Annotated in this window: 20 protein-coding genes; 14 read left to right on the top strand and 6 right to left on the bottom strand. The window is 73.1% G+C overall.

From position 1 onward, the window contains the following. Window positions 1-70 precede the first annotated feature (70 nt). The gene (locus tag ACFZA0_RS20695) at window positions 71-1,051 is read left to right on the top strand and encodes an NAD-dependent epimerase/dehydratase family protein (RefSeq protein WP_391018856.1); all 981 of its coding nucleotides are present in this window, start codon (window positions 71-73) and stop codon (window positions 1,049-1,051) included. 110 nt (window positions 1,052-1,161) lie between these two features. Here ACFZA0_RS20695 and ACFZA0_RS20690 read toward each other — a convergent pair whose 3' ends face one another. Beyond that, the gene (locus ACFZA0_RS20690) at window positions 1,162-2,655 is read right to left on the bottom strand and encodes an exopolysaccharide biosynthesis polyprenyl glycosylphosphotransferase (protein ID WP_391018853.1); all 1,494 of its coding nucleotides are present in this window, start codon (window positions 2,653-2,655) and stop codon (window positions 1,162-1,164) included. 874 nt (window positions 2,656-3,529) lie between these two features. On the opposite strand from ACFZA0_RS20690, the gene dxr reads away from it, so the two are divergent. The 6 genes from dxr to ACFZA0_RS20660 all read left to right on the top strand — a co-directional run bounded on the left by dxr (window position 3,530) and on the right by ACFZA0_RS20660 (window position 10,983). After that, the gene (gene dxr / locus ACFZA0_RS20685) at window positions 3,530-4,792 is read left to right on the top strand and encodes a 1-deoxy-D-xylulose-5-phosphate reductoisomerase (protein ID WP_391018850.1); all 1,263 of its coding nucleotides are present in this window, start codon (window positions 3,530-3,532) and stop codon (window positions 4,790-4,792) included. A gap of 8 nt (window positions 4,793-4,800) precedes the next feature. Further along, entirely contained in the window at window positions 4,801-6,093 is a 1,293-nt protein-coding gene (locus ACFZA0_RS20680; protein ID WP_391019457.1) for a site-2 protease family protein, read from the top strand. 237 nt (window positions 6,094-6,330) lie between these two features. Then, the gene (ispG, locus tag ACFZA0_RS20675; RefSeq protein ID WP_391018847.1) at window positions 6,331-7,488 is read left to right on the top strand and encodes a flavodoxin-dependent (E)-4-hydroxy-3-methylbut-2-enyl-diphosphate synthase; all 1,158 of its coding nucleotides are present in this window, start codon (window positions 6,331-6,333) and stop codon (window positions 7,486-7,488) included. A 193-nt stretch (window positions 7,489-7,681) separates the two neighbouring features. Then, window positions 7,682-8,530: a GNAT family N-acetyltransferase gene (locus tag ACFZA0_RS20670; RefSeq protein ID WP_391018844.1), complete on the top strand. Its 849-nt coding sequence runs from the start codon at window positions 7,682-7,684 to the stop codon at window positions 8,528-8,530. A gap of 74 nt (window positions 8,531-8,604) precedes the next feature. After that, entirely contained in the window at window positions 8,605-9,207 is a 603-nt protein-coding gene (locus tag ACFZA0_RS20665) for a GNAT family N-acetyltransferase (protein ID WP_391018841.1), read from the top strand. A 75-nt stretch (window positions 9,208-9,282) separates the two neighbouring features. Beyond that, a complete protein-coding gene (locus tag ACFZA0_RS20660; protein WP_391018838.1) occupies window positions 9,283-10,983 on the top strand; it encodes a proline--tRNA ligase in 1,701 nt (566 codons plus the stop codon). 297 nt (window positions 10,984-11,280) lie between these two features. Here ACFZA0_RS20660 and ACFZA0_RS20655 read toward each other — a convergent pair whose 3' ends face one another. From ACFZA0_RS20655 to ACFZA0_RS20645, 3 genes are all read right to left on the bottom strand, one after another. Continuing rightward, complete coding sequence (locus ACFZA0_RS20655; protein WP_391018835.1) at window positions 11,281-12,180, bottom strand: aminoglycoside phosphotransferase family protein; 900 nt, start codon at window positions 12,178-12,180, stop codon at window positions 11,281-11,283. Window positions 12,181-12,256: 76 nt separating this feature from the next. Continuing rightward, window positions 12,257-12,694, bottom strand: a complete 438-nt coding sequence (locus ACFZA0_RS20650) for a DUF4439 domain-containing protein (RefSeq protein WP_391019454.1) — start codon at window positions 12,692-12,694, stop codon at window positions 12,257-12,259. A gap of 80 nt (window positions 12,695-12,774) precedes the next feature. Continuing rightward, complete coding sequence (locus ACFZA0_RS20645) at window positions 12,775-13,326, bottom strand: hypothetical protein (RefSeq protein ID WP_391018832.1); 552 nt, start codon at window positions 13,324-13,326, stop codon at window positions 12,775-12,777. A gap of 201 nt (window positions 13,327-13,527) precedes the next feature. Here ACFZA0_RS20645 and rimP point away from each other — a divergent pair, with 201 nt between their 5' ends. The 7 genes from rimP (at window position 13,528) to truB (ending at window position 20,756) form a co-directional block, all read left to right on the top strand. Further along, window positions 13,528-14,076 (top strand): ribosome maturation factor RimP, encoded by a 549-nt coding sequence (rimP, locus tag ACFZA0_RS20640; protein ID WP_391018830.1) that lies wholly within the window; start codon window positions 13,528-13,530, stop codon window positions 14,074-14,076. Between the two features lie 2 nt (window positions 14,077-14,078). Beyond that, window positions 14,079-15,083, top strand: coding sequence for a transcription termination factor NusA (gene nusA / locus ACFZA0_RS20635; protein WP_391018827.1), 1,005 nt, complete (start codon window positions 14,079-14,081; stop codon window positions 15,081-15,083). A 157-nt stretch (window positions 15,084-15,240) separates the two neighbouring features. Beyond that, window positions 15,241-15,537 carry a DUF448 domain-containing protein gene (locus tag ACFZA0_RS20630; protein WP_391018824.1) on the top strand — a complete coding sequence of 99 codons (297 nt, stop codon included), beginning with the start codon at window positions 15,241-15,243 and terminating at the stop codon, window positions 15,535-15,537. Window positions 15,538-15,702: 165 nt separating this feature from the next. Next, window positions 15,703-18,831 (top strand): translation initiation factor IF-2, encoded by a 3,129-nt coding sequence (gene infB / locus ACFZA0_RS20625; protein WP_391018821.1) that lies wholly within the window; start codon window positions 15,703-15,705, stop codon window positions 18,829-18,831. A 236-nt stretch (window positions 18,832-19,067) separates the two neighbouring features. After that, window positions 19,068-19,361 carry a DUF503 family protein gene (locus ACFZA0_RS20620; RefSeq protein ID WP_391018818.1) on the top strand — a complete coding sequence of 98 codons (294 nt, stop codon included), beginning with the start codon at window positions 19,068-19,070 and terminating at the stop codon, window positions 19,359-19,361. Window positions 19,362-19,401: 40 nt separating this feature from the next. Further along, window positions 19,402-19,854, top strand: a complete 453-nt coding sequence (gene rbfA, locus ACFZA0_RS20615) for a 30S ribosome-binding factor RbfA (RefSeq protein ID WP_391018815.1) — start codon at window positions 19,402-19,404, stop codon at window positions 19,852-19,854. Further along, on the top strand, window positions 19,851-20,756 hold the full coding sequence (gene truB, locus ACFZA0_RS20610; RefSeq protein ID WP_391018812.1) for a tRNA pseudouridine(55) synthase TruB: 906 nt from the start codon (window positions 19,851-19,853) through the stop codon (window positions 20,754-20,756). Before rbfA ends, truB begins: the two co-directional genes overlap by 4 nt. Window positions 20,757-20,937: 181 nt before the next feature. Here the strand turns inward: truB and ACFZA0_RS20605 are convergent, their stop codons facing one another. Both ACFZA0_RS20605 and ACFZA0_RS20600 read right to left on the bottom strand, forming a co-directional pair. Continuing rightward, window positions 20,938-21,894, bottom strand: coding sequence for an SMI1/KNR4 family protein (locus ACFZA0_RS20605; protein ID WP_391018808.1), 957 nt, complete (start codon window positions 21,892-21,894; stop codon window positions 20,938-20,940). A gap of 66 nt (window positions 21,895-21,960) precedes the next feature. Further along, window positions 21,961-23,898, bottom strand: a complete 1,938-nt coding sequence (locus ACFZA0_RS20600) for a protein kinase (protein ID WP_391018805.1) — start codon at window positions 23,896-23,898, stop codon at window positions 21,961-21,963. Window positions 23,899-24,101 lie beyond the last annotated feature (203 nt).

Raw genomic sequence — 24,101 nt, 5'->3', positions numbered from 1 at the left:
TTTCATGCGAATTGACCCGACTTTTCGTGGAACATCCCCCGGCGTGGCCGGTCACTGGCACAATCCGCCCATGACTGCTGACGCTTCGCCCACGCCCCCGTCCACACCCCCTCTGCTCCCGCGCCCGGCCCGCGTGTTCGTCGCGGGACACCGGGGCCTCGTCGGCTCGGCGGTGACCCGCCGGCTGGAGGCCGACGGCCACGAGGTGGTCACTCGCGGCCGGGAGCAGCTCGATCTGCGCGACGCCGGGCAGACCGGGGCCTTCCTGCGCGACGTCCGTCCGGACGCCGTCGTGCTGGCCGCCGCCAAGGTCGGCGGGATCATGGCCAACAGCACGTACCCCGTGCAGTTCCTGGAGGACAACCTCCGGATACAGCTCGCGGTGATCGCCGGCGCGCACGCCGCCGGTGTCCCGCGCCTGCTGTTCCTCGGCTCGTCCTGCATCTATCCCAAACTCGCCGACCAGCCCATCCGTGAGGACTCGCTGCTGACCGGCGCCCTGGAGCCCACCAACGAGGCGTACGCCATCGCCAAGATCGCCGGCATCGCGCAGGTCCAGTCGTACCGGCGCCAGTACGGCGCCGCGTACATCAGCGCCATGCCGACCAACCTGTACGGCCCCGGCGACAACTTCGACCTCGCCACCTCGCACGTCCTGCCCGCGCTGATCCGCCGCTTCCACGAGGCCCGCGAGAACGGGGCGCCCGAGGTGACCCTCTGGGGCACCGGCACCCCGCGCCGCGAGTTCCTGCACGTCGACGACGTGGCCGCCGCCTGCGCGCTGCTGCTCGACCGCTACGACGACGAGGGCCCGGTGAACATCGGCTGCGGCGAGGATCTGCCGATCAGCGAACTGGCCCGAGTCGTACGGGAGGTGACGGACTATCAGGGCGAGATCGTGTGGGACACGAGCAAGCCCGACGGCACCCCGCGCAAGCTGCTGGACGTGACCCGGCTGACCTCCCTGGGCTTCAAGCCCGCGGTGGCGCTGCGCGACGGCATCGCCGCGACGTACGCGTGGTGGCTGGAGGAGCGGCGCCGGGCCGCCTGAGCGGTGCCGGGCCGGGGCCCCGCCCTCCCGCACCGCCGAGGCGGCGCGGGAGCACGGCGAACCGGCGGCGGGCACGCCCGGCCCGTGGGTTCCGCCCATCGGCGGTCCCCTCAGTAGGCCCCGCGGCCGTCGACGACGGCGCGCAGGGTCCGGGTCAGGATCTCCATGTCGGCGGCGACCGACCAGTTGTCCACGTAGAACAGGTCCAGCGCCACGGTCTCGTCCCAGGACAGGTCGGACCGGCCGCTGACCTGCCACAGGCCCGTCATCCCGGGCCGCACGGCGAGCCGCCGCAGCGCGGTCCGGTCGTAGCGGGCGACCTCCGCCGGCAGCGGCGGACGCGGCCCTATCAGGGACATGTCACCACGAAGTACGTTGAAAAGCTGCGGCAGTTCGTCCAGGGAGAGCCTGCGCAGCACGCCCCCGACCCGTGTCACCCGCGGGTCGCGGCGCATCTTGAACATGAGCCCGTCGTTCTGGTTGGCGCCCGAACGGGTCAGCTCGGCGAGCCGTTCCTCCGCGTCGACGACCATCGTGCGGAACTTCCACATCAGGAACGCCTCCCCGTGCAGCCCGCAGCGGGTCTGCCGGTGGAACACCGGCCCCGGTGAGGAGCACCGCACCGCCAGCGCGATCACGGCGAACAGCGGCGCGAGCAGCAGCAGCCCGAACGCCGAACCCACCTTGTCGAGCGCGGACTTGAAGAACGGCGTCCCGAACTGCTGTGCCGGAGCCACGATCTGAAGCACCGTCAGCCCGGCCGCCGACGTCGGCCGCACCCGGGCCTGCGCGACCTCCGTCAGCCCCGGCACCACGGCGAGTTGGAGCCCCGCGCCGTGCAGCGCCCAGGTCACGCGGCGCAGCCGGTCGCCCGTCATCCTCAACCCCGGCAGTACCAGTGCCACGTCGGCCCCGCAGTCCTCGACCGCGCCGAGCACGATGTCGGCGTCCCGGTCGCCGGGCTCAGCGCCCGCCGCCAGCCTGCCGAGCAGCGGGACCCCGGCCTGCGGGCTCTGCAGCCCGACCGGCACCACGCCCACCACCACGTAGGGATGATCGGTGCGCGAGGCGAGCCGCCCCACGACCTGGTCGACCGCGGCCGACTCGCCCACCACCAGCGCCCGGCGGACCGAACGGGCCTGCCTGCGCTGCCTGTTGAGGTGGAGCCGCACGACGGGAGTGGCCGTCGCGGTCAGCAGCAGGGCCGGCAGCGTCGCCGCGAACACGGTCGTGGGCCGGGTGCTCCCGTAGACGTCCGTGAGCAGCAGCGCCAGCGCCATCGCACCGGCCAGCAGGACCCAGTCCCGCGCCGTGGCCAGCACGCCGAACGACTCACCGAGCCGCCGGGACGCGTACCGGCGCCGCAGGCCCCGGATGCCCGTCCAGGCGGCGGCCCCGAACAGGCCGCCCAGCCAGGGCAGTTGACGCTCGCCCGCGGCCAGCAGCAGGCCGAGCGGGACGCCCGCCCCGGCCGCGTCCGTCAGCAGGGCGAACGGGCGGTACCAGCGGGCCTTGCCGAGTCCGTCCCCGCCCCGTTCGAGGGTCCTTCCGCGCCGTTCCTGGGAGCGGGACGGTGGTCCCGCCGTCACGCTCCGTGCGGCCACGCCGCGCAACTGCGCCGTCGTGGTCCGACGATTCGTTTCCTCTACCGGCTCACTGGTCGTCTCCGCCCCCGGTTCCCCCGCGGATTCCGACACGCCGACATCTCGCATGTGCCCCCCAGCCATACGGTCGTCAGGGTCCCGCCGCCGCACTCCGTTCCCCACCGGACGGACAGACCCAAGTGATCGTGGACCCTATGGCACAACTGTGCGCGTTGGTTGGAGTTTTCGTGGAATTCACAGAAATTCGGTGGAGAAGTTGAAGGCGTGTCTTCACGACATCGCCACGACAGGCAGGGGGAAACGCGGCGGAAACAGCCGCCGTACCCCGGGTGCCGGTCCGCCCCGTCCGGTGTCCCCCGCGCGGGACGTCCGGGCACGACCCGGTGGAACCGCCGGTAACGAGCGAAAGTCTACGGCGGGACGCCGCAGTGTCACAGACCGCACCATTCCCCTTTCTGGGAACGGACGCACGGCGCCCGCGCCCGCCCGCGCCCCGCGGTCACGGAGCGTCAGCCGCGCCGCCGGAAACACCCGCCGTGTGCCCGCGGCGCCTTCCGTGCGCGCGCCGTGACGTGAGGCACGCGACACCCTCCGTCGTCCGATCCGGTGACCCGCCCGCCGCGGGTTCCCCCCGCCCCGCCGCCCCGGCGAGGACTCCGCGGACCGCCCCGCCCGCCGGCCCCGGCCCCGCCCGGCCGGCATCCGCCCAGGTGGGAGGCGGAGCCGGCCACCGCACCCCCGCCGCGCGCACCTCCCGCGCGCCGCGCACCGCCCCCGGCACCCCGCCGCCCGTACCGGTGCCGTCGCGGACGCCCGCCCCACGACCGGGGGACGCCCTGTCCCCACCGGCAGCCGTTGCGGCCACAATGGGGGGATGAGCGACAGTCCAGCCCCCCTCGCCGACCCGCACCTCGTCTACGACCCCGTCGCGGGTGACGGCCCCAAGGACGTGGTGATCCTCGGCTCGACCGGCTCGATCGGCACCCAGGCCGTCGACCTCGTGCTGCGCAACCCGGACCGCTTCACGGTCACCGGCCTCTCCGCCAACGGCGGACGGGTCGCCCTCCTCGCCGAGCAGGCCCGCAGGCTGCGGGTGCGGACCGTCGCCGTCGCGCGCGAGGACGTCGTCCCCGCCCTGCGCGAGGCGCTGGCCGCCGAGTACGGGCCCGGCGAGCCGCTGCCCGAGATCCTGTCGGGGCCGGACGCCGCCACCGGACTCGCCGCCGCCGACTGCCACACGGTCCTCAACGGCATCACGGGGTCCATCGGCCTCGCGCCGACCCTGGCCGCGCTGGAGGCGGGCCGCACCCTCGCGCTCGCCAACAAGGAGTCGCTCATCGTCGGCGGTCCGCTGGTCAAGGCGATCGCCAAGCCGGGGCAGATCATCCCCGTCGACTCCGAACACGCCGCGCTCTTCCAGGCGCTGGCCGCCGGCACCCGCGCCGACGTCCGCAGGCTCGTCGTGACCGCGTCGGGCGGCCCGTTCCGCGGCCGCACCAAGGCGGAGCTGGCGAACGTCACCGTCGAGGACGCGCTCGCCCACCCGACCTGGGCCATGGGACCGGTCATCACGATCAACTCGGCGACCCTCGTCAACAAGGGCCTGGAGGTCATCGAGGCGCACCTGCTGTACGACATCCCGTTCGAGCGCATCGAGGTCGTCGTCCACCCGCAGTCCTACGTGCACTCCATGGTCGAGTTCACCGACGGCTCCACCATCGCCCAGGCCACCCCGCCCGACATGCGCGGCCCGATCGCCGTCGGCCTGGGCTGGCCCGAACGCGTCCCGGACGCCGCGCCCGCCTTCGACTGGAGCAAGGCGTCCACGTGGGAGTTCTTCCCGCTGGACACCGAGGCGTTCCCGTCGGTGGGTCTGGCCCGGCACGTCGGACAGCTCGCGGGCACCGCCCCGGCGGTGTTCAATGCGGCGAACGAGGAATGCGTCGACGCCTTCCGCCGCGGGGCCCTGCCCTTCAACGGAATCATGGAGACCGTCACGCGAGTGGTCGAGGAACACGGCACACCCGCGACGGGAACTTCCCTGACGGTGCCGGACGTCCTCGAAGCGGAGACCTGGGCACGGACCCGGGCCCGGGAACTGACGGCGACGGCGGCCACCGCGGAGGCGCGTGCATGACGACCTTGATGATGATCCTCGGCATAGTCGTCTTCGCGGTCGGCCTGCTGGTCTCGATCGCCTGGCACGAGCTGGGGCATCTCTCCACCGCCAAGCTGTTCGGCATCCGCGTGCCGCAGTACATGGTCGGCTTCGGGCCGACCGTCTTCTCGCGCAAGAAGGGCGAGACGGAGTACGGCTTCAAGGCCATCCCGTTCGGCGGCTACATCCGCATGATCGGCATGTTCCCGCCCGGCGCCGACGGCCGCATCGAAGCCCGCTCCACCTCGCCCTGGCGCGGCATGATCGAGGACGCGCGCTCCGCCGCCTTCGAGGAGCTGCGGCCCGGCGACGACACCCGCCTCTTCTACACGCGCGCCCCGTGGAAGCGGGTCATCGTGATGTTCGCGGGCCCGTTCATGAACCTGATCCTCGCCGTCGTGCTGTTCCTCGTCGTCCTCATGGGCTTCGGCATCTCGCAGCAGACCACCACGGTCAGCTCCGTCTCCAAGTGCGTGATCTCGCAGAGCCAGAACCGCGACACCTGCCGGGCGACCGACGCGGCCTCCCCGGCCGCCGCGGCCGGCCTGAAGGCGGGCGACAAGATCGTCTCGTTCGACGGGGTGAGGACCGACGAGTGGAACCGGCTCTCCGACCTGATCCGCGCGAACCCCGGCAAGACCGTCCCGATCGTCGTCGAGCGCGACGGCCGGGACACGACGCTGCACGCGAAGATCGCCAAGAACCTCGTCGCGCAGAAGGACTCCAGCGGCCAGATCGTCGAGGGCAAGTACGTCACCGCCGGCTTCCTCGGCTTCAGCGCCGCCACCGGCGTCGTCCACCAGGACCTCGGCCAGTCGGTGACGTGGATGGGCGACCGGATCGGCGAGGCCGTCGACTCCATCGTCGCGCTGCCCGGCAAGATCCCCGCCCTGTGGGACGCGGTCTTCGACGGCGCGCCCCGCCAGGCCGACTCCCCGATGGGCGTGGTCGGCGCCGCCCGCGTCGGCGGCGAGATCTTCACCCTGGACATCCCGCCCACCCAGCAGATCGCCATGGCGCTGATGCTGGTCGCCGGCTTCAACCTCTCCCTGTTCCTCTTCAACATGCTCCCGCTGCTGCCGCTCGACGGCGGCCACATCGCGGGCGCCCTCTGGGAGTCGCTGCGCCGCCACCTGGCGAAGCTCCTGCGGCGCCCCGACCCGGGCCCGTTCGACGTCGCGAAGCTGATGCCGGTGGCCTACGTGGTGGCCGGGGTCTTCGTCTGCTTCACGCTGCTGGTGCTCGTCGCCGACGTGATCAACCCGGTCCGCATCACGTAGGGGCCGGCTCCTCCCGACACCCCGGGGACAGCGTCCCGACACCCGCCGTACGCGGTGCGGGTGCACCCTGGTCCCGCCCCGCCGACGGCGGCGCGGGACCGGGTCCGTCGCGGACCCACTTCATAGGGTGGTTTACCGACGGGATGCGCTCGTGTTCGAGCCCGTGCCGTAATCTCGAATCCTGGGCCCCGTTGCTCCGGGACCGGACCTGATCCACGACTTGGGGTTGCACAGCAGATGACTGCGATTTCACTCGGCATGCCGACCGTTCCGACCACCCTCGCCCCCCGCCGCAAGAGCCGGCAGATCCAGGTCGGCTCCGTCGCGGTCGGCGGGGACGCCCCGGTCTCGGTGCAGTCGATGACGACGACGCGGACCTCCGACATCGGTCCGACCCTCCAGCAGATCGCCGAACTGACCGCCTCCGGCTGCCAGATCGTGCGCGTCGCGTGCCCCACGCAGGACGACGCGGACGCGCTGGCCACCATCGCGAGCAAGTCGCAGATCCCGGTGATCGCGGACATCCACTTCCAGCCGAAGTACGTCTTCGCCGCCATCGAGGCCGGCTGCGCCGCGGTCCGGGTGAACCCGGGCAACATCAAGCAGTTCGACGACAAGGTGAAGGAGATCGCGCGGGCCGCGAAGGACCACGGCACCCCGATCCGCATCGGCGTGAACGCGGGCTCCCTCGACGCCCGCCTCCTCAAGAAGTACGGCAAGGCGACGCCCGAGGCGCTCGTCGAGTCCGCGCTCTGGGAGGCGTCGCTGTTCGAGGAGCACGACTTCCGCGACATCAAGATCTCCGTCAAGCACAACGACCCGGTCGTCATGGTCGAGGCCTACCGCCAGCTCGCCGAGCAGTGCGAGTACCCGCTGCACCTCGGCGTGACCGAGGCCGGACCGGCCTTCCAGGGCACCATCAAGTCGGCCGTCGCCTTCGGCGCCCTGCTCTCGCGCGGCATCGGCGACACGATCCGGGTGTCCCTGTCGGCCCCGCCCGCCGAGGAGGTCAAGGTCGGCCTCCAGATCCTGGAGTCGCTGAACCTGAAGCCGCGCCGCCTGGAGATCGTCTCCTGCCCCTCGTGCGGCCGCGCCCAGGTCGACGTGTACAAGCTCGCCGAAGAGGTGACCGCCGGCCTGGAGGGCATGGAGGTCCCGCTGCGCGTCGCCGTGATGGGCTGCGTGGTGAACGGTCCGGGCGAGGCCCGCGAGGCCGACCTCGGTGTCGCCTCCGGCAACGGCAAGGGCCAGATCTTCGTGAAGGGCGAGGTCATCAAGACCGTCCCCGAGTCGAAGATCGTCGAGACGCTCATCGACGAGGCCATGAAGCTCGCCGAGCAGATGGAGAAGGACGGCATCGCCTCCGGCGAGCCCTCGGTCTCCGTCGCCGGCTGACCTTCCCGCACCTCACGCGCCCCGTCCCCGCCGGTGACGGGGCGCTCGCGCGCCCGCCCGTCCGCGCCCGGCGCACACCACGCCGCCCGCGTCCGCGGGCCGGCCGCCCGGGACCGTCCCCCGGGCGCGGGCACGTCACAAACTCGGCAGGTACAGTGCGGAGACCAGCAGACCACAGGGTGAGGTCCCGCACTTGTTGACGCAGACCACCTCCAGGGTGCTCGTACCGGGCGACCTGGACGCCGCACTCGCCGTCCTCGACCGCGAGCCGGTGGCGAACGCGTTCGTCACCTCCCGCGTCCAGGTGGCCGGCCTCGACCCCTGGCGGCTCGGCGGGGAGATGTGGGGCTGGTACGAGGACGGCATGCTCACGTCCCTGTGCTACGCGGGCGCCAACCTCGTCCCGATCTGTGCCACCCCGCGCGCGGTGCGCGCCTTCGCCGACCGTGCCCGCCGGGCCGGCCGGCGCTGCTCCTCCATCGTCGGCCCCGCCGAGCGGACCGCCGAACTGTGGCGGCTGCTCGAACCCCACTGGGGCCCCGCCCGCGAGGTCCGTGCGCGCCAGCCGCTGATGGTCACCGACCGGATGCCCGACGACGTCGTCCCCGACCCGTACGTGCGCCGCGTCCGCAAGGACGAGATGGAAACGATCATGCCGGCCTGCGTCGCCATGTTCACCGAGGAGGTCGGCGTCTCCCCGCTGGCCGGTGACGGCGGGCTGCTCTACCAGGCCCGGGTCGCCGAACTCGTGGGCTCCGGGCGGTCGTTCGCCCGCGTCGACCAGAACGGCAAGGTCGTCTTCAAGGCCGAGATCGGCGCCGCGACCACCCGCGCCTGCCAGATCCAGGGCGTGTGGGTCGCCCCCGAGTACCGGGGCCGGGGAGTCGCCGCCCCCGGCATGGCGGCCGTCCTGCGCTACGCCCTCGCGGACGTCGCACCCCAGGTCAGCCTGTACGTCAACGACTTCAACACCCCCGCGCGCCGAACCTACGCCCGAGTGGGCTTCCAGGAGATCGGCGCCTTCATGAGCGTGCTGTTCTGAGGCGGCCCCGCGGGCGTCCCCGGCGGAGATCATCGGCGCCCGGCCGTACGGGCGCGCCCTGTAGTCTCCCCGGCATGCTGCGCTTCCCCGGTCACGGCGACCGCCCCCACGACGACATCGTGATCGGCCGGCTCGACCTCGCCGCACGCGTCGACGAGGCCCTCGCCGTCCAGGCGGTCGCCTTCGGGCTCGGCGCCGACGAGGTCGCCGTGCGCCGCCAGATCGTGCTGCGGCACATGACCACGCCCGGCGCCCGCGCGCTCGGCGCCGTCACCCCCGACGGACGCCTCACCGGCTTCGTCTACGGCATGCCCAACGACCGCGCCCACTGGTGGTCCACCGTCGTCGAGCCGTACCTGCGCGACGAGGGGCACGACGGCTGGCTCGACGGCTCCTTCGTCATCACCGAACTGCACGTGCACCCCGCCCACCAGAACCGCGGCGTGGGCCGCGCCCTGATCACCGCGATCACCGACGGCGCCGCCGAACCCCGCTCGATCCTCTCCGCCATCGACACCGACAGCCCGGCCCGCGGCCTGTACCGCTCCCTCGGCTACCAGGACCTCGCCCGCCGCGTGCTGTTCCCGAGCGCGGCCCAGCCGTACGCGGTGATGGGCGCCCCGCTGCCGCTGCGCGGACCCCGGCCCGCACCGCCCGCGCCCGGCGCCGGGCACTAACCGATTTCCGCCGGGATGGGCCGCCCGGCTAACCTCCAGAGCACCACCCTCAGGCAGCAGCAGGAGTAAAGAATCATGGCCCAGGTCCAGCGCATGTCCCGGTTGATGGTCAAGACACTGCGCGACGACCCGGCCGACGCGGAGACGATCAGCCACAAGCTCCTCGTGCGCGCCGGCTACGTCCGCCGCAACTCCGCGGGCATCTGGTCCTGGCTGCCGCTCGGCAAGAAGGTCCTCGACAACGTCTCCCGCGTCGTGCGCGAGGAGATGGACGCCATCGGCGCCCAGGAGGTCCTGCTCCCGGCCCTGCTGCCCAAGGAGCCCTACGACGCGTCTGGCCGCTGGGACGAGTACGGCGACCTGCTGTTCCGCCTCAAGGACCGCAAGGGCGGCGAGTACCTGCTCGGCCCGACCCACGAGGAGATCTTCACCCTCGTCGTCAAGGACCAGGTCTCGTCGTACAAGGACCTGCCGGTCATGCTCTACCAGATCCAGACCAAGTACCGCGACGAGGCCCGCCCCCGGTCCGGCGTGCTGCGCGGGCGCGAGTTCCACATGAAGGACTCGTACTCCTTCGACACCACCGACGAGGGCCTCGCCGAGTCCTACCGGCTGCACCGCGAGGCGTACCAGAAGATCTTCCGCCGCCTGGGCCTCGACTACCGCATCGTCTCCGCCGTCTCCGGCGCGATGGGCGGCTCGGCCTCCGAGGAGTTCCTCGCCCCCGCGCCCGCCGGTGAGGACACGTTCGTGGACTGCCCCGCGTGCGACTACGCGGCCAACACCGAGGCCGTCACCTTCGTCGCCGAGCCCGCGGACGCGACGGGCACCGCCGCGGTCGAGGAGCTGGACACCCCCGACACCCCGACCATCGAGACCCTCGCCGCGCACCTGGACGTCCCCGCGTCCGCGACGCTGAAGAACCTCCTCGTGAAGGTCGACGGCGAGATCGTCGCCGTGGGCGTGCCCGGCGACCGCGAGGTCGACCTCGGCAAGCTCGGCGAGCACCTGGCCCCGGCCGTCGTCGAACTCGTCACCGCCGAGGACTTCGAGGGCCGCGACGACCTGGTCCGCGGTTACGTCGGCCCGCAGGGCCTGGAGAAGGTCCGCTACATCGCCGACCCCCGCGTCGCGCCCGGCACCGCGTGGATCACCGGCGCCAACAAGCAGGGCAAGCACGCGAAGAACGTCGTCGCCGGCCGGGACTTCGAGGTGGACCAGTACCTCGACGTGGTCGTGGTCGAGGCGGGCGACCCCTGCCCCAAGTGCGGCACCGGCCTGCGCCTGGACCGTGCCATCGAGATCGGCCACATCTTCCAGCTCGGCCGCAAGTACGCCGACACCTTCCAGCTCGACGTCCTCGGCCAGCAGGGCAAGCCCGTCCGCGTCACCATGGGCTCCTACGGCATCGGCGTCTCCCGCGCCGTCGCCACCCTCGCCGAGCAGCACGCGGACGAGCAGGGCCTGTGCTGGCCCAAGGAGGTCGCCCCCGCCGACGTGCACGTGGTCGCCGCCGGAAAGGCGCTCCAGACGGAGCTGGCCCTCGACGTGTCCGATCGGCTGGCCGCCGCCGGTGTCCGCGTCCTGGTGGACGACCGCGCGGGCGTCTCCCCGGGCGTGAAGTTCACCGACGCCGAACTGATCGGTGTCCCGCAGATCCTGGTCGCGGGCCGCCGCTCCGCCGAGGGCGTCGTCGAGCTCAAGGACCGCCGTACGGGGGAGCGCGAGGAAGTCACCGTGGACGAGGCGATCGCACGGCTGACGTCAACTTCCTGACGTCGGGGGGCGGTTGAGCCCTTGCGGCACTGTTGCTCGTGCTCGGAACGGCCGTCGGGGCAGACCGGCGGCCGTTCCCGGGTGCGGTGCGCGGTGCGCGGTGCGCGTTGGCCGTGGGTCGGGGCCGCGCCGGGGGTGTACGTCCTCAAACCGGTGCGTGAACCGCCTGGTTGAGGGGTGGCGGGGGCGGACGCACCGGTTCTCCGGGCGCACACCCCCGACACGTCCCCTTCTCGCCGCTTCCGGCTTCCCCGCCGCGTTCGCTTCCGGCCGGTTCCCTACGATGCTGGTCCTCCCTCAGAGCCAGCCCGCGAACTCGAGCAGGAGTTCCGCGTCTTGGGGGCGGCCCACACGCAAGGCGCGTACGCCCGACTCGACCGCCCGGAACAGGGTCCACCCGCGCAGCCGTTCCTGGTCGACGTCCAGGGACTCCGCGAGCCGCTTCACCCGCCGCCGGGTCGTGGACGCCCCCGACGACACCGCGATCAGGTCCTCCACCCGGTCCCGCACCAGCCGTGCCAGGTCGAAGGCGTGCTCGCCGACCACCGGGTCCGGACCCACCGCGAGCCACGGCATCCGGTCGCCCGCGAGCACCTTGCTCTGCCGGAACGTGCCGTGCAGCAGCCGGTGTTCGGGCGGGGCGGCCAGCAGCTCCGCACGGGCCGCGAGCGCCGCGTCGACCAGCGGCGCCAGTGACGGGTCGGCCGCCGCGCTCGCCGTCATCGCCGCAGCCTGCCGACCGGTCCGTCCCTCTACCGTCTCGAACGCGCAGCCGGGCGGCGGCTCCACCCACAGCCGGCGCAACGTGTCCGCCGCCTCCAGGAGCGCCCGCGCCTCCGGCAGCGACCGTACCGAGACGTCCGGATGCAGCCGTTCCAGCAGCAGCGCGCCCTCGCCGGGCGCCGGGTCGAGCAGCCGTACCGCACCGCGGCCGTCCCACGTGGTGAGCGCGGCCCGCTCGCTCTCCGGACGGGCCCGCCCGGGGGCCAGCTTCAGCACGGCCGGGGAGCCGTCCGCGCGCCGGACCAGCACCACCAGGCTGCTGCGTCCGCCCGGCACCTGCACCCGCTCGGCGGTCGACCCGCTCAGCTCGACGGCCTGCCGCGCCGCCTCGGGCAGCTTCTCCAGCCAGTCGTCGCCGTCGGGCGCGCTCTCCGCGAGCGCCCGCACCAGACGCGGCGGCGGTTCCAGAGCCATGCGCGAGTCGTTCCCTTCCCGTACGGGCCCAGGAGGCCGGGGTTCGATGAGCCGGCGGGGCAGCCGCCCGGCGTGATCAGCCGGAGGGGGACGCCGACGCCGTGGTGCCGGTCCGCTCGGCGAGACCAGGGAAGGCTACGCTGCCGCCCCGCCAGCGCGCCGCGCGCACCGCGGACTCCCGCAGCGCCCCCGCCGCGGTGCGCCTGCGCCCGCCCTCCGCCGCCCGGACCAGGTCCGCGTACACCCCGGCCACTCCGTCCTCCAGCTGCGCCGCCAGCCGTTCCGCGCCCGCGGGGTCCGTCACCGCGAACGGCAGGGCGTACCCGGCCTCGGCCGCCACCGGCCTGCCGCCCAGCTCGCGCACCTCCCGCGCCAGCGCGTCGCGCGAGGCCCGGTGCGCGTCGTACGCGCTGCGCGCCTCGGCCTGCCGGGTGCCGCCGATCCGCCCGCCGACGACGCCGTAGCCGTAGACGGCGGCGTGCTCGGCGGCCAGTGCCGCCTGGAGTGCCGACAGCTCCGCGGCCGCCTGCTCCGCGTCCTTGCCGGACCGCTTCGTCGCGGACCCGGACGTGGTGGGTCCCTTCGTCGTGCCGCTCACCGGGCCGCCTCCGTCAGCAGGTACGTGTGTGCCGCCCCGGCCGCCGCCACCGAGGCGAGCAGCCGGGCCAGTTCGCCCGGCATGTCCACCAGTGCGGCCGTCCGCCGGTCCGCCAACGTCCGTTCCACCGAGGCGAGTTGGGTGAGCGTGGCCTTCTCGGTCGGGGCCCCCGACGCGGACGGCGAGGGGGTGGGGGAGCCGGCCGCCGGAGCGTTCCCCGCCGTCGTGGAGGCGGCGGGCGAGGGCCCGGCGGCCGCCCCGGCGCCGAACGCCTTCGCGTGCCGTGCCGTCTCGGCGCGCAGCGGCGCCAGCCGCGCCTCCAGCGCCGGGAACGCGGCGATCGCGGCGTCGTATCGGGCCACGAGGTCACCGCTGTCCCGGGCGGCCCGCGTGCGCACGCGCTGCACGGCGGACGGGCTCCCGCCCGTGCCGCCGGACGAATCGGTGCCGGTGGAACAGCCGGCGAGCAGGGCCGCACCCGCGGCCGAGGCGAACAGACTCCTGCGGCGCGGTCCCGGGGGGATGCGCGGCGGTGAGGGGAACGGCACGGCAGACGTCCTCGGTGGCTCGTGGACAGGAAAGACCGGGTAGGGCGCAGGCCCATGATCACCGTACCGGGGCGGTCCGCCCGCGTCCGCCAGCGGCACCGCCCGGTCCCCGGTGGACCGCAACACCCTCCGGGACCGGATACCCTTTGACCAGACAAGCGACGTCCCCACAACAGCAGACGCGGCCGAGGAGTCACCCGGATGAGCACCACCCAGAGCGAGAGGCTGCGCGAACTGCTGGCACCTCTCGTCGCCTCCGAGGGCCTGGATCTCGAAGAGATCGCGGTGGACTCGGTCGGCCGCAAGCGCGTGCTGCGCGTCGTCGTCGACTCCGACGACGGTGCCGATCTCGACCGGGTCGCCGATGTGAGCCGCGCGCTCTCGGCGAAGCTCGACGAGACCGAGGCGATGGGCGACGCCGAGTACACCCTCGAAGTCGGCACCCCCGGCGCGGAGCGCGTCCTCACCGAGAACCGCCACTACACGCGTGCCGTCGGCCGGTTGGTGAGGTTCCGGCTGACCGGGGGCGACGAACTGGTCGCCCGCATCCTGACGGCCGACGAGGACGGGCTCGACCTGGAGGTGCCCGGCGTCAAGGGGCGCAAGGCCACCTCCCGCAGACTTCCCCTCGCGGAGATCGACCGGGCGCAGGTCCAGGTCGAGTTCAACCGCAAGGACGACAAGAGCGAAAAGCACGACCAGCACGACACCACGCACGACGCGACGGAGAAGGAAGAGGAGGAGGGCTAGTCGTGGACATCGACATGAGTGCCCTGAGGGGACTGGTACGGGAGAAGGAGATCTCCTTCGACCTGCTGGTCGGGGCGATCGAGTCGGCCCTCCTCATCGCCTACCACCGCACCGACGGAAGCCGCCGCCACGCGCGCGTGGAGCTCAGCCGGGACACCGGTCACGTGACCGTGTGGGCGAAGGAGGACCCGGACGACCTCGAAGAGGGCCAGGAGGCCCGCGAGTTCGACGACACCCCCTCCGACTTCGGCCGTATCGCGGCGACCACCGCCAAGCAGGTCATCCTCCAGCGCCTGCGCGACGCGCAGGACGACGCGACGCTCGGCGAGTACGCCGGGCGCGAGGGCGACATCGTCACCGGCGTGGTGCAGCAGGGCCGCGACCCGAAGAACGTCATGGTCGACATCGGCAAGATGGAGGCCATCCTGCCGGTGCAGGAGCAGGTCCCGGGCGAGACGTACCCGCACGGCACCCGCCTGCGCTCGTACGTCGTCCGGGTGGCGAAGGGCGTGCGCGGTCCGTCCGTGACGCTGTCGCGCACCCACCCGAACCTGGTGAAGAAGCTGTTCGCGCTGGAGGTGCCGGAGATCGCCGACGGGTCCGTCGAGATCTCGGCCATCGCCCGCGAGGCCGGCCACCGCACCAAGATCGCCGTGCGCGCCACCCGCAGCGGCCTGAACGCCAAGGGCGCCTGCATCGGCCCGATGGGCGGCCGGGTGCGCAACGTGATGGGCGAGCTGAACGGCGAGAAGATCGACATCGTCGACTGGTCCGACGACCCGGCCGAGATGGTCGCCAACGCGCTCTCCCCGGCCCGCGTCTCCCGCGTCGACGTCGTGGACCTCGCGGCCCGCTCCGCGCGGGTGACGGTGCCCGACTACCAGCTCTCGCTGGCGATCGGCAAGGAGGGGCAGAACGCCCGCCTGGCCGCCCGTCTCACCGGGTGGCGCATCGACATCCGCCCGGACACCGAGCAGCAGGACGACGCCGACGCGGACCGCGACTAGCGGACGCCGGCCGACCCGCGTCCACCGGACGGCCCCGGAAGGGGCCGTTCCGTCGGCCGGGGAATAGATCCAAGCCGCGGGTGGCTTAGATCACGACAACAGCCGTTCGATTCTTGCCCCGCGGGGATGAGGTCGGTACGGGGAGGTAGACTTAACAGTGTCTGGCCGGACGCGCGACAACGCATGCCCTGAACGCACCTGCGTCGGGTGCCGCAAGCGAACGGCCAAGATCGAACTGCTACGTATCGTGGCGGCCGAGGGCGCGTGCGTCCCCGACCCTCGCGGTACGCTGCCCGGCCGGGGTGCCTACCTGCACCCCGACGTGGTCTGTCTCGACCAGGCGGTACGCCGCCGGGTCATCCCGCGGGCGCTCCGCGTCCCGGGACCGCTCGACGTAAAGGCGTTGCGCCTCCACGTGGAGAGGTCGGACCGTTGCGGTACAGCGTCGCGCTGAACCGTCAACACCCGTAAGAACATGCCGTGCGGAACACCCCGTCCGGTTTGGTACCTCGCGAGTCGAAAGCAGGTCGAGATTGCGATGAGCACTCGATGAGTACGCGATGAGTACGCCCATGAACTAGCGACGGTCCGGACGCAACCCGGACCTCAAAGGAGCGAAGTGGCTAAGGTCCGGGTCTACGAACTCGCCAAGGAGTTCGGCGTTGAGAGCAAGGTCGTCATGGCCAAGCTCACTGAACTCGGTGAATTCGTCCGTTCGGCGTCCTCGACGATCGAGGCGCCCGTAGTACGCAAGCTGACCGACGCGTTCCAGCAGGGCGGTGGCAACGGCAAGTCCGGTGCCCGTCCCGGAGCGCCCAGGAAGGCAACCCCCAGGCCCGCGGCGCCCTCTCCGGCGCAAGCGGCCCGTCCGGCTGCCCCGAGGCCGCCGGCTCCCAAGCCCGCCGCGGCCCAGCCCGAGGCTCCTGCGGCTCCCGCCGCGGCTGCCCCGTCGGCCCCCGCGCAGCCGTCCGGTTCGCGTCCGACGCCGGGTCCCCGGCCCGCGCCGCGTCCGGCCCCCGCAGCACCCGCCGCCCCGGAGTTCACCGCTCCGCCGGCGGCTCCGGCAGCTCCCGCGGCCTCGGCCGCTCCGGCCTCGCCGAAGCCCGCCTCCGCCCGTCCCGGCGCTCCCCGGCCCGGTGCCCGCCCCGGCGGCGCCCCCGGTCAGGACCGCGGCCAGGACCGTGGTCAGGGTCAGGGCGGTCCGGGTCAGCGCTCCGGCGGTGACCGCGGCGACCGCGGCCAGCGTCCCGGTGCGACCGGTGCCCGTCCGGGCGGTCGCCCGGCAGGCCCGCGTCCGGGCAACAACCCGTTCACCTCCGGTGGCTCCACCGGTATGGCGCGTCCGCAGGCGCCCCGTCCGCAGGGTGCCCGTCCGGGCGGTCCCGGTGCCCCCGGCGCCGGTCCCCGTCCGCAGGGTCCCGGCGGCCAGGGCGGCGCACGTCCGCAGGCTCCGGGCGGCAGCAGCCGTCCGACGCCGGGCGGCATGCCGCGTCCGCAGGCCCCGCGTCCCGGCGGCGGCCCCGCCGGCAACCGCCCGAACCCGGGCATGATGCCGCAGCGTCCCGCTGCCGGCCCGCGTCCCGGCCCCGGCGGCCGCGGTCCGGCCGGTGCGGGTCGTCCCGGCGGCGGCGCCGGTGGCGGTCGTCCCGGTGGCGGCGGCTTCGCCGGTCGTCCCGGTGGCGGCGGCGGTGCCGGTCGTCCCGGCGGCGGTGGCGGTTTCGCCGGCCGTCCCGGCGGCGGTGCTCCCGGCGGCGGTTTCGCCGGCGGTGGCGGTCGTCCCGGTTTCGGTGGCCGTCCCGGCGGTCCCGGTGGCCGCGGTGGCACGCAGGGCGCCTTCGGCCGCCCCGGCGGTCCCGCGCGTCGTGGCCGCAAGTCGAAGCGGCAGCGCCGTCAGGAGTACGAGGCCATGCAGGCCCCGTCGGTCGGCGGCGTGATGCTGCCTCGCGGCAACGGACAGTCCGTCCGCCTGTCGCGCGGTGCGTCCCTCACCGACTTCGCGGAGAAGATCGGCGCCAACCCGGCGTCGCTCGTCGGCGTGATGATGAACCTCGGTGAGATGGTCACCGCGACGCAGTCCGTCTCCGACGAGACGCTGAAGCTCCTCGCGGACGAGATGAACTTCGTCCTCGAGATCGTCAGCCCCGAGGAGGAGGACCGCGAACTGCTGGAGTCCTTCGACATCGAGTTCGGCGAGGACGAGGGCGGCGAGGAGTTCCTCGTCGCGCGTCCGCCGGTCGTGACCGTCATGGGTCACGTCGACCACGGCAAGACCCGCCTTCTCGACACCATCCGCAAGACGAACGTCGTCGCGGGCGAGGCCGGCGGCATCACCCAGCACATCGGTGCCTACCAGGTGGCCACCGAGGTCAACGGTGAAGAGCGGAAGATCACCTTCATCGACACCCCGGGTCACGAGGCGTTCACCGCCATGCGTGCCCGTGGTGCCAAGTCGACCGACATCGCGATCCTCGTGGTGGCGGCCAACGACGGTGTGATGCCCCAGACGATCGAGGCGCTGAACCACGCCAAGGCGGCCGACGTGCCGATCGTGGTCGCGGTCAACAAGATCGACGTCGAGGGTGCCGACCCGACCAAGGTGCGCGGTCAGCTCACCGAGTTCGGGCTGGTGGCCGAGGAGTACGGCGGCGACACCATGTTCGTCGACATCTCCGCCAAGCAGGGCCTCAACATCGAGAGCCTGCTGGAGGCCGTGATCCTCACCGCGGACGCCTCGCTCGACCTGCGGGCCAACCCGGAGCAGGACGCTCAGGGTATTGCGATCGAGTCCCGGCTCGACCGTGGCCGCGGTGCCGTCGCGACCGTCCTGGTCCAGCGGGGAACCCTGCGGGTCGGCGACACGATGGTGGTGGGCGACGCCTACGGCCGTGTGCGCGCCATGCTCGACGACAAGGGCGACAACGTGGAGGAGGCGGGTCCCTCGACTCCGGTCCTCGTCCTCGGTCTCACCAACGTCCCGGGTGCCGGCGACAACTTCCTCGTCGTCGACGAGGACCGCACCGCCCGCCAGATCGCCGAGAAGCGTGCCGCTCGTGAGCGGAACGCCAACTTCGCCCGCCGGGGTGTCCGGTTCTCCCTGGAGAACCTGGACGAGGCCCTCAAGGCCGGTCTGGTGCAGGAACTCAACCTCATCATCAAGGGCGACGCGTCCGGTTCGGTGGAGGCTCTCGAGTCCTCGCTGCTCCAGCTCGACGTCGGCGAAGAGGTCGACATCCGGGTCCTGCACCGCGGCGTCGGTGCGGTCACGGAGTCGGACATCGACCTGGCGATGGGCTCGGACGCCATCGTGATCGGCTTCAACGTGCGCGCCGCGGGGCGTGCCGCGCAGATGGCCGAGCGCGAAGGCGTGGATGTCCGTTACTACTCGGTCATCTACCAGGCGATCGAGGAGATCGAGGCAGCGCTCAAGGGCCTGCTCAAGCCGGAGTACGAAGAGGTCGAGCTCGGTACGGCGGAGATCCGCGAGGTCTTCAAGTCGTCCAAGCTGGGCAACATCGCCGGTGTCCTGGTCCGGTCGGGCGAGGTCAAGCGCAACACCAAGGCGCGCCTCATCCGCGACGGCAAGGTGGTCGCGGAGAGCCTCACCATCTCCGGTCTGCGTCGCTTCAAGGACGACGTCACCGAGATCCGCGAAGGGTTCGAGGGCGGTATCAACCTCGGCAACTTCAACGACATCAAGGTCGACGACGTCATCGCGACGTACGAGATGCGCGAGAAGCCGCGGGCGTAAGCACCGAGGCTGCCGGTGGCCGGCGGGACGTGTTCCCGCCGGCCACCGTGCCGTCCGTTCGCGCGGACGGTGACAACACGACACCGGGCGGGCCGGACCGGCGGCGGGGGAGAGCTCTTCGGAGCCCTCACAAACCCCGTCGAAGGTCCGGCCCGTTCGATGTACGGTTCTTGATGTCCCCGCCACTCATGGGCGGGGCCGTCTATCCCGTACCGGCGGGTCAACCGGACACACACATGTACGTGGGGACTCTGTCCTTCGACCTCCTCCTCGGCGACGTCCGGTCGCTGAAGGAGAAGCGCTCCGTCGTCCGCCCGATCGTCGCCGAACTGAACCGCAGGTTCGTGGTCGGCGCGGCCGAGGTCGACTTCCTCGACCTGCACCGCAGGGCCGGCATCGGGCTCGCGGTGGTCGCGGCCGACACGGAACACGTGACCGACGTACTGGACCGGTGCGAACGGCTGGTCGCCGGGCGCCCTGAGGTGGAGCTGCTCTCCGTCAGGCGGCGGCTCCACGGCGACGACGACTGACCACAGAACACAGATTCAGGAAAGAACGGGAGACGGACCAGTGGCCGACAACGCGCGGGCGAAGAGGCTGGCGGACCTCATCCGAGAGGTGGTGGCCCAGAAGCTCCAGCGCGGGATCAAGGACCCGCGGCTCGGCTCACACGTCACCATCACCGACACCCGGGTGACGGGCGACCTCCGGGAGGCGACCGTCTTCTACACCGTGTACGGGGACGACGAGGAGCGCGCGGCCGCGGCCGCCGGGCTGGAGAGCGCGAAGGGCATCCTGCGCTCCGAGGTCGGCCGGGCCGCCGGGGTGAAGTTCACCCCGACCCTCGCCTTCGTCGCCGACGCCCTGCCGGACACCGCGAAGACCATCGAGGACCTCCTCGACAAGGCGCGGTCCTCCGACGAGAAGGTGCGCCAGGCGTCCGAGGGCGCCCGGTACGCGGGCGACGCGGACCCCTACCGCAAGCCCGAGGACGACGACGAGACGGACGACGCCGCCGAATGACGCAGAAGCCCACCCCGCCCGACGGCCTCGTCATCGTCGACAAGCCGTCGGGCTTCACCTCGCACGACGTGGTCGCGAAGATGCGGGGCATCGCCAAAACCCGCCGCGTGGGCCACGCGGGCACCCTCGACCCGATGGCCACGGGTGTCCTCGTGCTCGGCGTCGAGCGCGCGACCAAGCTGCTCGGTCACCTCGCGCTGACCGAGAAGGAGTACCTCGGCACCGTCCGGCTCGGGCAGAACACGCTCACCGACGACGCGGAGGGCGAGATCATCACGTCGGCCGACGCCTCGGCGATCACCCGGGACGCCGTCGACGCGGGGGTCGCGAAGCTGACCGGCGAGATCATGCAGGTGCCGTCCAAGGTCAGCGCCATCAAGATCAACGGCGTGCGGTCGTACAAGCGCGCCCGCGACGGCGAGGACTTCGAGATCCCGGCCCGCCCTGTCACGATCTCGTCGTTCGACGTGTACGACGTGCGGCCCGCCGTCGCCGAGGACGGCACGCCCGTCCTCGACCTGGTGGTGTCCGTGGTCTGCTCCTCCGGCACCTACATCCGCGCCCTCGCGCGCGACCTCGGCGCCGGTCTCGGCGTCGGCGGCCACCTGACGGCCCTGCGCCGCACCCGGGTCGGCCCGTACGGTCTCGACGCGGCCCGGACGCTGGAGAAGCTCCAGGAGGAGCTGACGGTGATGCCGGTCGCGGAGGCCGCGGCGGCGGCGTTCCCCCGCTGGGACGTCGACTCCCGGCGCGCGGGGCTGCTCGTCAACGGTGTCCGGCTGGAGATCCCCGAGGAGTACGCGGGGTCCGGCGCGGTCGCGGTCTACGACCCCAAGGGCGTGTTCGTCGCCCTGGTCGAGGAACAGCGGGGGAAGGCGAAGAGCCTGGCGGTGTTCGCCTGAGCTCCGCGGCCGGGGCGCTCGCCCGCCCCGTCCTTGTCCGTGCCCGTCGGCTCCGGTCACCCACTGGGTGACCGGAGCCGACGGTTCTCCGCGGAGCGGCGGCCACGAGACGGCCACTGTCGCCGCTCCACGGTCCCCCCTCGGTTCCCCCCACCCCTAGGTTGTGTCCCGGCACCCCTGCCTATTCACCCGACCGGCCGGGCGCTCGGAGTGAATCGGGGGAGTGCGAGGGGGCGCGTTGGGCCTGGGCGGAGACGGAGCGGTCGGGGCCGCCCTCCGGCCGTGCCGGCGGTACGAGACCGGACGACCCGATCGGCCCGACGGACGCGAAGGGCGGCTCCCCGGTGGCGAAGAACGCCGGGCCGCCGTACAGCATCGGAAGCGTGAGCCGTCCCAGGGGCCGGCCGAGGCCCCGGCGCCGTTCCGGGCGTACCCGGGGGACGGGAAGGCGGGGCTCGGGCCAGGGCGGAGTGCCGCCCTCGTCGGGGGCGCTCCCGGGGGACCAGCCGACGCAGTGGTGACCCGAGGGCAGTTCGTACGGGACAGGGGCCCCGTGATCCATGAACGCGCGCCGGTTCTCCAGGCAGTTGGCCAGCTTGTCGAACAACTCGGCAAGGGTGTGAGCCCAGTTGGTGGCCCCGGCGGGACCCGACGCGATGCCGATCTCGTGGACGTGGCCGTAGGACGGGCCCGGCCGGTGATCGACCAGAACGACTCCGCCGTCGTCGAGATGCGCGCACTCCACCCATCGGCGGGCGTGCTCCGGGGAACCTCCCGCGACCGCCGGGAGGTCCGGAATCCGCGTCCCGAGGTGCCCCAGCCATCGGTGGTGGGCGGCGATGTCGTCCGCCGTGCTGAGCCGGTGCCCCAGGGGCAGGAACGCGCCCGCGCGGTGGACCCCGTGCTCCGGATACGGAACCGCCCCGTCGTGCAGCTCCAGCAGCGCCCGCAGCTGCGGGTGGAGCGGGAAGCCGAGCCGGGTCTCCAGCGCGGCGATCTCCTCCCCGGTCGCCGGGCCCCGCAGGGCCGCGTGGTCGATCGGGGAGTGCGTGCGGAGCCAGGACGCGACGCGGTCCCAGGACGCGACCAGCCCGTCCGCCCCAACCGGCCTGCCCGGGGCCCCTGTTGCTTTCGTCATGCCGCGACCGTAGGCCCCGCCACCGACAGCCGAGGGGGTCGCGGTGGTCCGTGCCGCGGGGGCCGCTCAGTCGCGGTCCGCCGAGAACGTCGTGCAGTTGGCGCCGTACACCCTGCCGTCGAGGTGGTCCGGCGTCGAGGTGGAGTACGCGGCCTGGAGGTCCACCGTCAGGTAGTCGGGCGGCTGGTTGATCCAGTGGGTCGCGCGCAGCGTCAGCACGCCGTCCTCCAGACCTCCCGTCATCGCGAACGACCCGCGCGGCACCGAGGGGTTGGAGGGCGCCGGGTAGAACGCGAACACCGCGTTGACGCTGTCGTCGTCGTACTGCTCGATGGTGAGCACCACGCCGGTGATGCCCTGGTTGCAGATGTAGCTGCCGTTCCACTCGCCCGACAGGTCGGCCTCGTCGTCCGTGGGCGTCGGGGTGTCCGACGGGGTGTACGTGTCGGTGGGCGTCTCGGACGGCGTGTAGGTGTCGGTCGGTGTCTCGTAGGCGGTGTCCGACGGGGACGCGACGGCCGGGGTCGGCGACGGGGTCGTGGTGTCCGAGTACGTCGGCGACACGTAGGGCGAGGCGTCGTACGTCGAACCGGCCGACCCCGTGCCCGAGCCGCCCCCGCCGAACAGCGCGTCCGCCTGCCAGGCCGTCAGCCCGATGGCCAGCACCGCCGCGAGCACGGAGACGATCACGGCACGGCGCCGCCGGCGCGGCGAACCGGGGCGGGGTCCGCCGGGGCCGCCGGGCACCGGGGTGGGCAGGGTGCCGGGCGGCGGCGTGCCGGGCGGGGGTGTGCCGTACGACGCGGCGCCGAATCCGGCGGGGGGTGTGCCGCCGGGCGGCGGCGTGGGCGGCCCGGACCCCGGGCCGGCCGCCGCGCCCGCGGCCCCCGCCGCGTCCGGCGCGTACGCGGTGGGCGTGTACGCGGGCGGTGGCGTCCGGGGGGTCCGCGGGGCTCCCGCCGGGGGAACGGGCGGCACCGGACCGGTCACGGTGGGCGCCCGGTGGGGCGGCGGCGGGGCGGGCGTGGCCGGTGCGCCCCGTCCGGCCGGGCCCGGCGCCGGGGTGCCGCCCGCATGCGCGCCGCCGCCCCCGTCCACGTCGGTCGTCCCGTCCCGTACCTGCCGCACGGTGGTGGCCACGGCGGGCGGCAGCCAGGCCGCGCTCGTGAACAGCAGCGTCGTGCGCGCCGCCCCCGCCGCGTCCGTCAGTTCGCCCAGCAGCTCGTCGACGCCGGGGCGGTCCTCCGGGCGCTTCGCCAGACACCGCCCGACCAGGCCGCGCAGGGGAGCGGGGACGTCGCCGAGGACCGGCTCGCCGTGCACGATGCGGTACATCAGGCCCTGCGCGGACCCCGTGCCGAACGGGCCGGTGCCCGACGCCGTGAACGCCAGGACCGCCCCCAGCGCGAACACGTCGCTGGCCGGCCCGACCGGATCGCCCGTCAACTGCTCGGGCGACATGAACCCGGGAGTGCCGATCACCACCCCCGTACGGGTGATCGCGCTCGCCTCGGTGGCCGTCGAGATGCCGAAGTCGATGACCCGGGGGCCGTCGGCGGCCAGCAGGACGTTCGACGGCTTCAGGTCGCGGTGGACGAGCCCCGCCGCGTGGATCGCCTCCAGCGCCTCGGCGAGCCCGGCCGCCAGTGTCGTCACCGGGCCGCTCGGCCAGGCCCCGTGCCGCGCCACGGCCGCGTCGAGGGAGACGCCGGGCACGTAGGCGGTGGCGAGCCAGGGCGGGTCCGCCTGCGCGTCCGCGTCCACCACGCCCGCCGTGAACACGCCGTTCACCCGGCGCGCCGCCGCCACCTCCCGTGCGAACCGCTGCCGGAACTCCCTGTCCTCGGCCAGTTCGGGCCGTACGACCTTCACGGCGACCGCGCGGCCGCCCTTGGACCGCGCCAGATACACCCGCCCCATGCCGCCGGCCCCCAGCCGGGCGACCACCCGATAGGGGCCGACCCGTTCCGGATCCCCAGCCCCCAACGCCTGCACAGCCTCCATCGGACCCCCCAAGGTCTCCCGCCCGCACTCCCCGCGGACATCCGCGCGCTCCCCACAGCTCCCCGCGCGAAGCTCACATCATGACGTCAGCAAGCGCTTTCGGTGGTTCCGTTTCCTACAGACTCGGGAGGACTCGTACGTACTCGCGGCGATCCATGGTGAATCGAACTGTCTTGCGTAAGTCGTGTGTGCGGAAGAGGGCG

It is taken from the genome of Streptomyces sp. NPDC008150, assembly GCF_042956945.1.
In the GTDB taxonomy this organism is placed as follows: Bacteria; Actinomycetota; Actinomycetes; order Streptomycetales; family Streptomycetaceae; genus Streptomyces.
The sequence above is the reverse complement of the archived record's forward strand: the minus strand, read 5'-3'. Positions and strand labels throughout refer to the sequence as shown.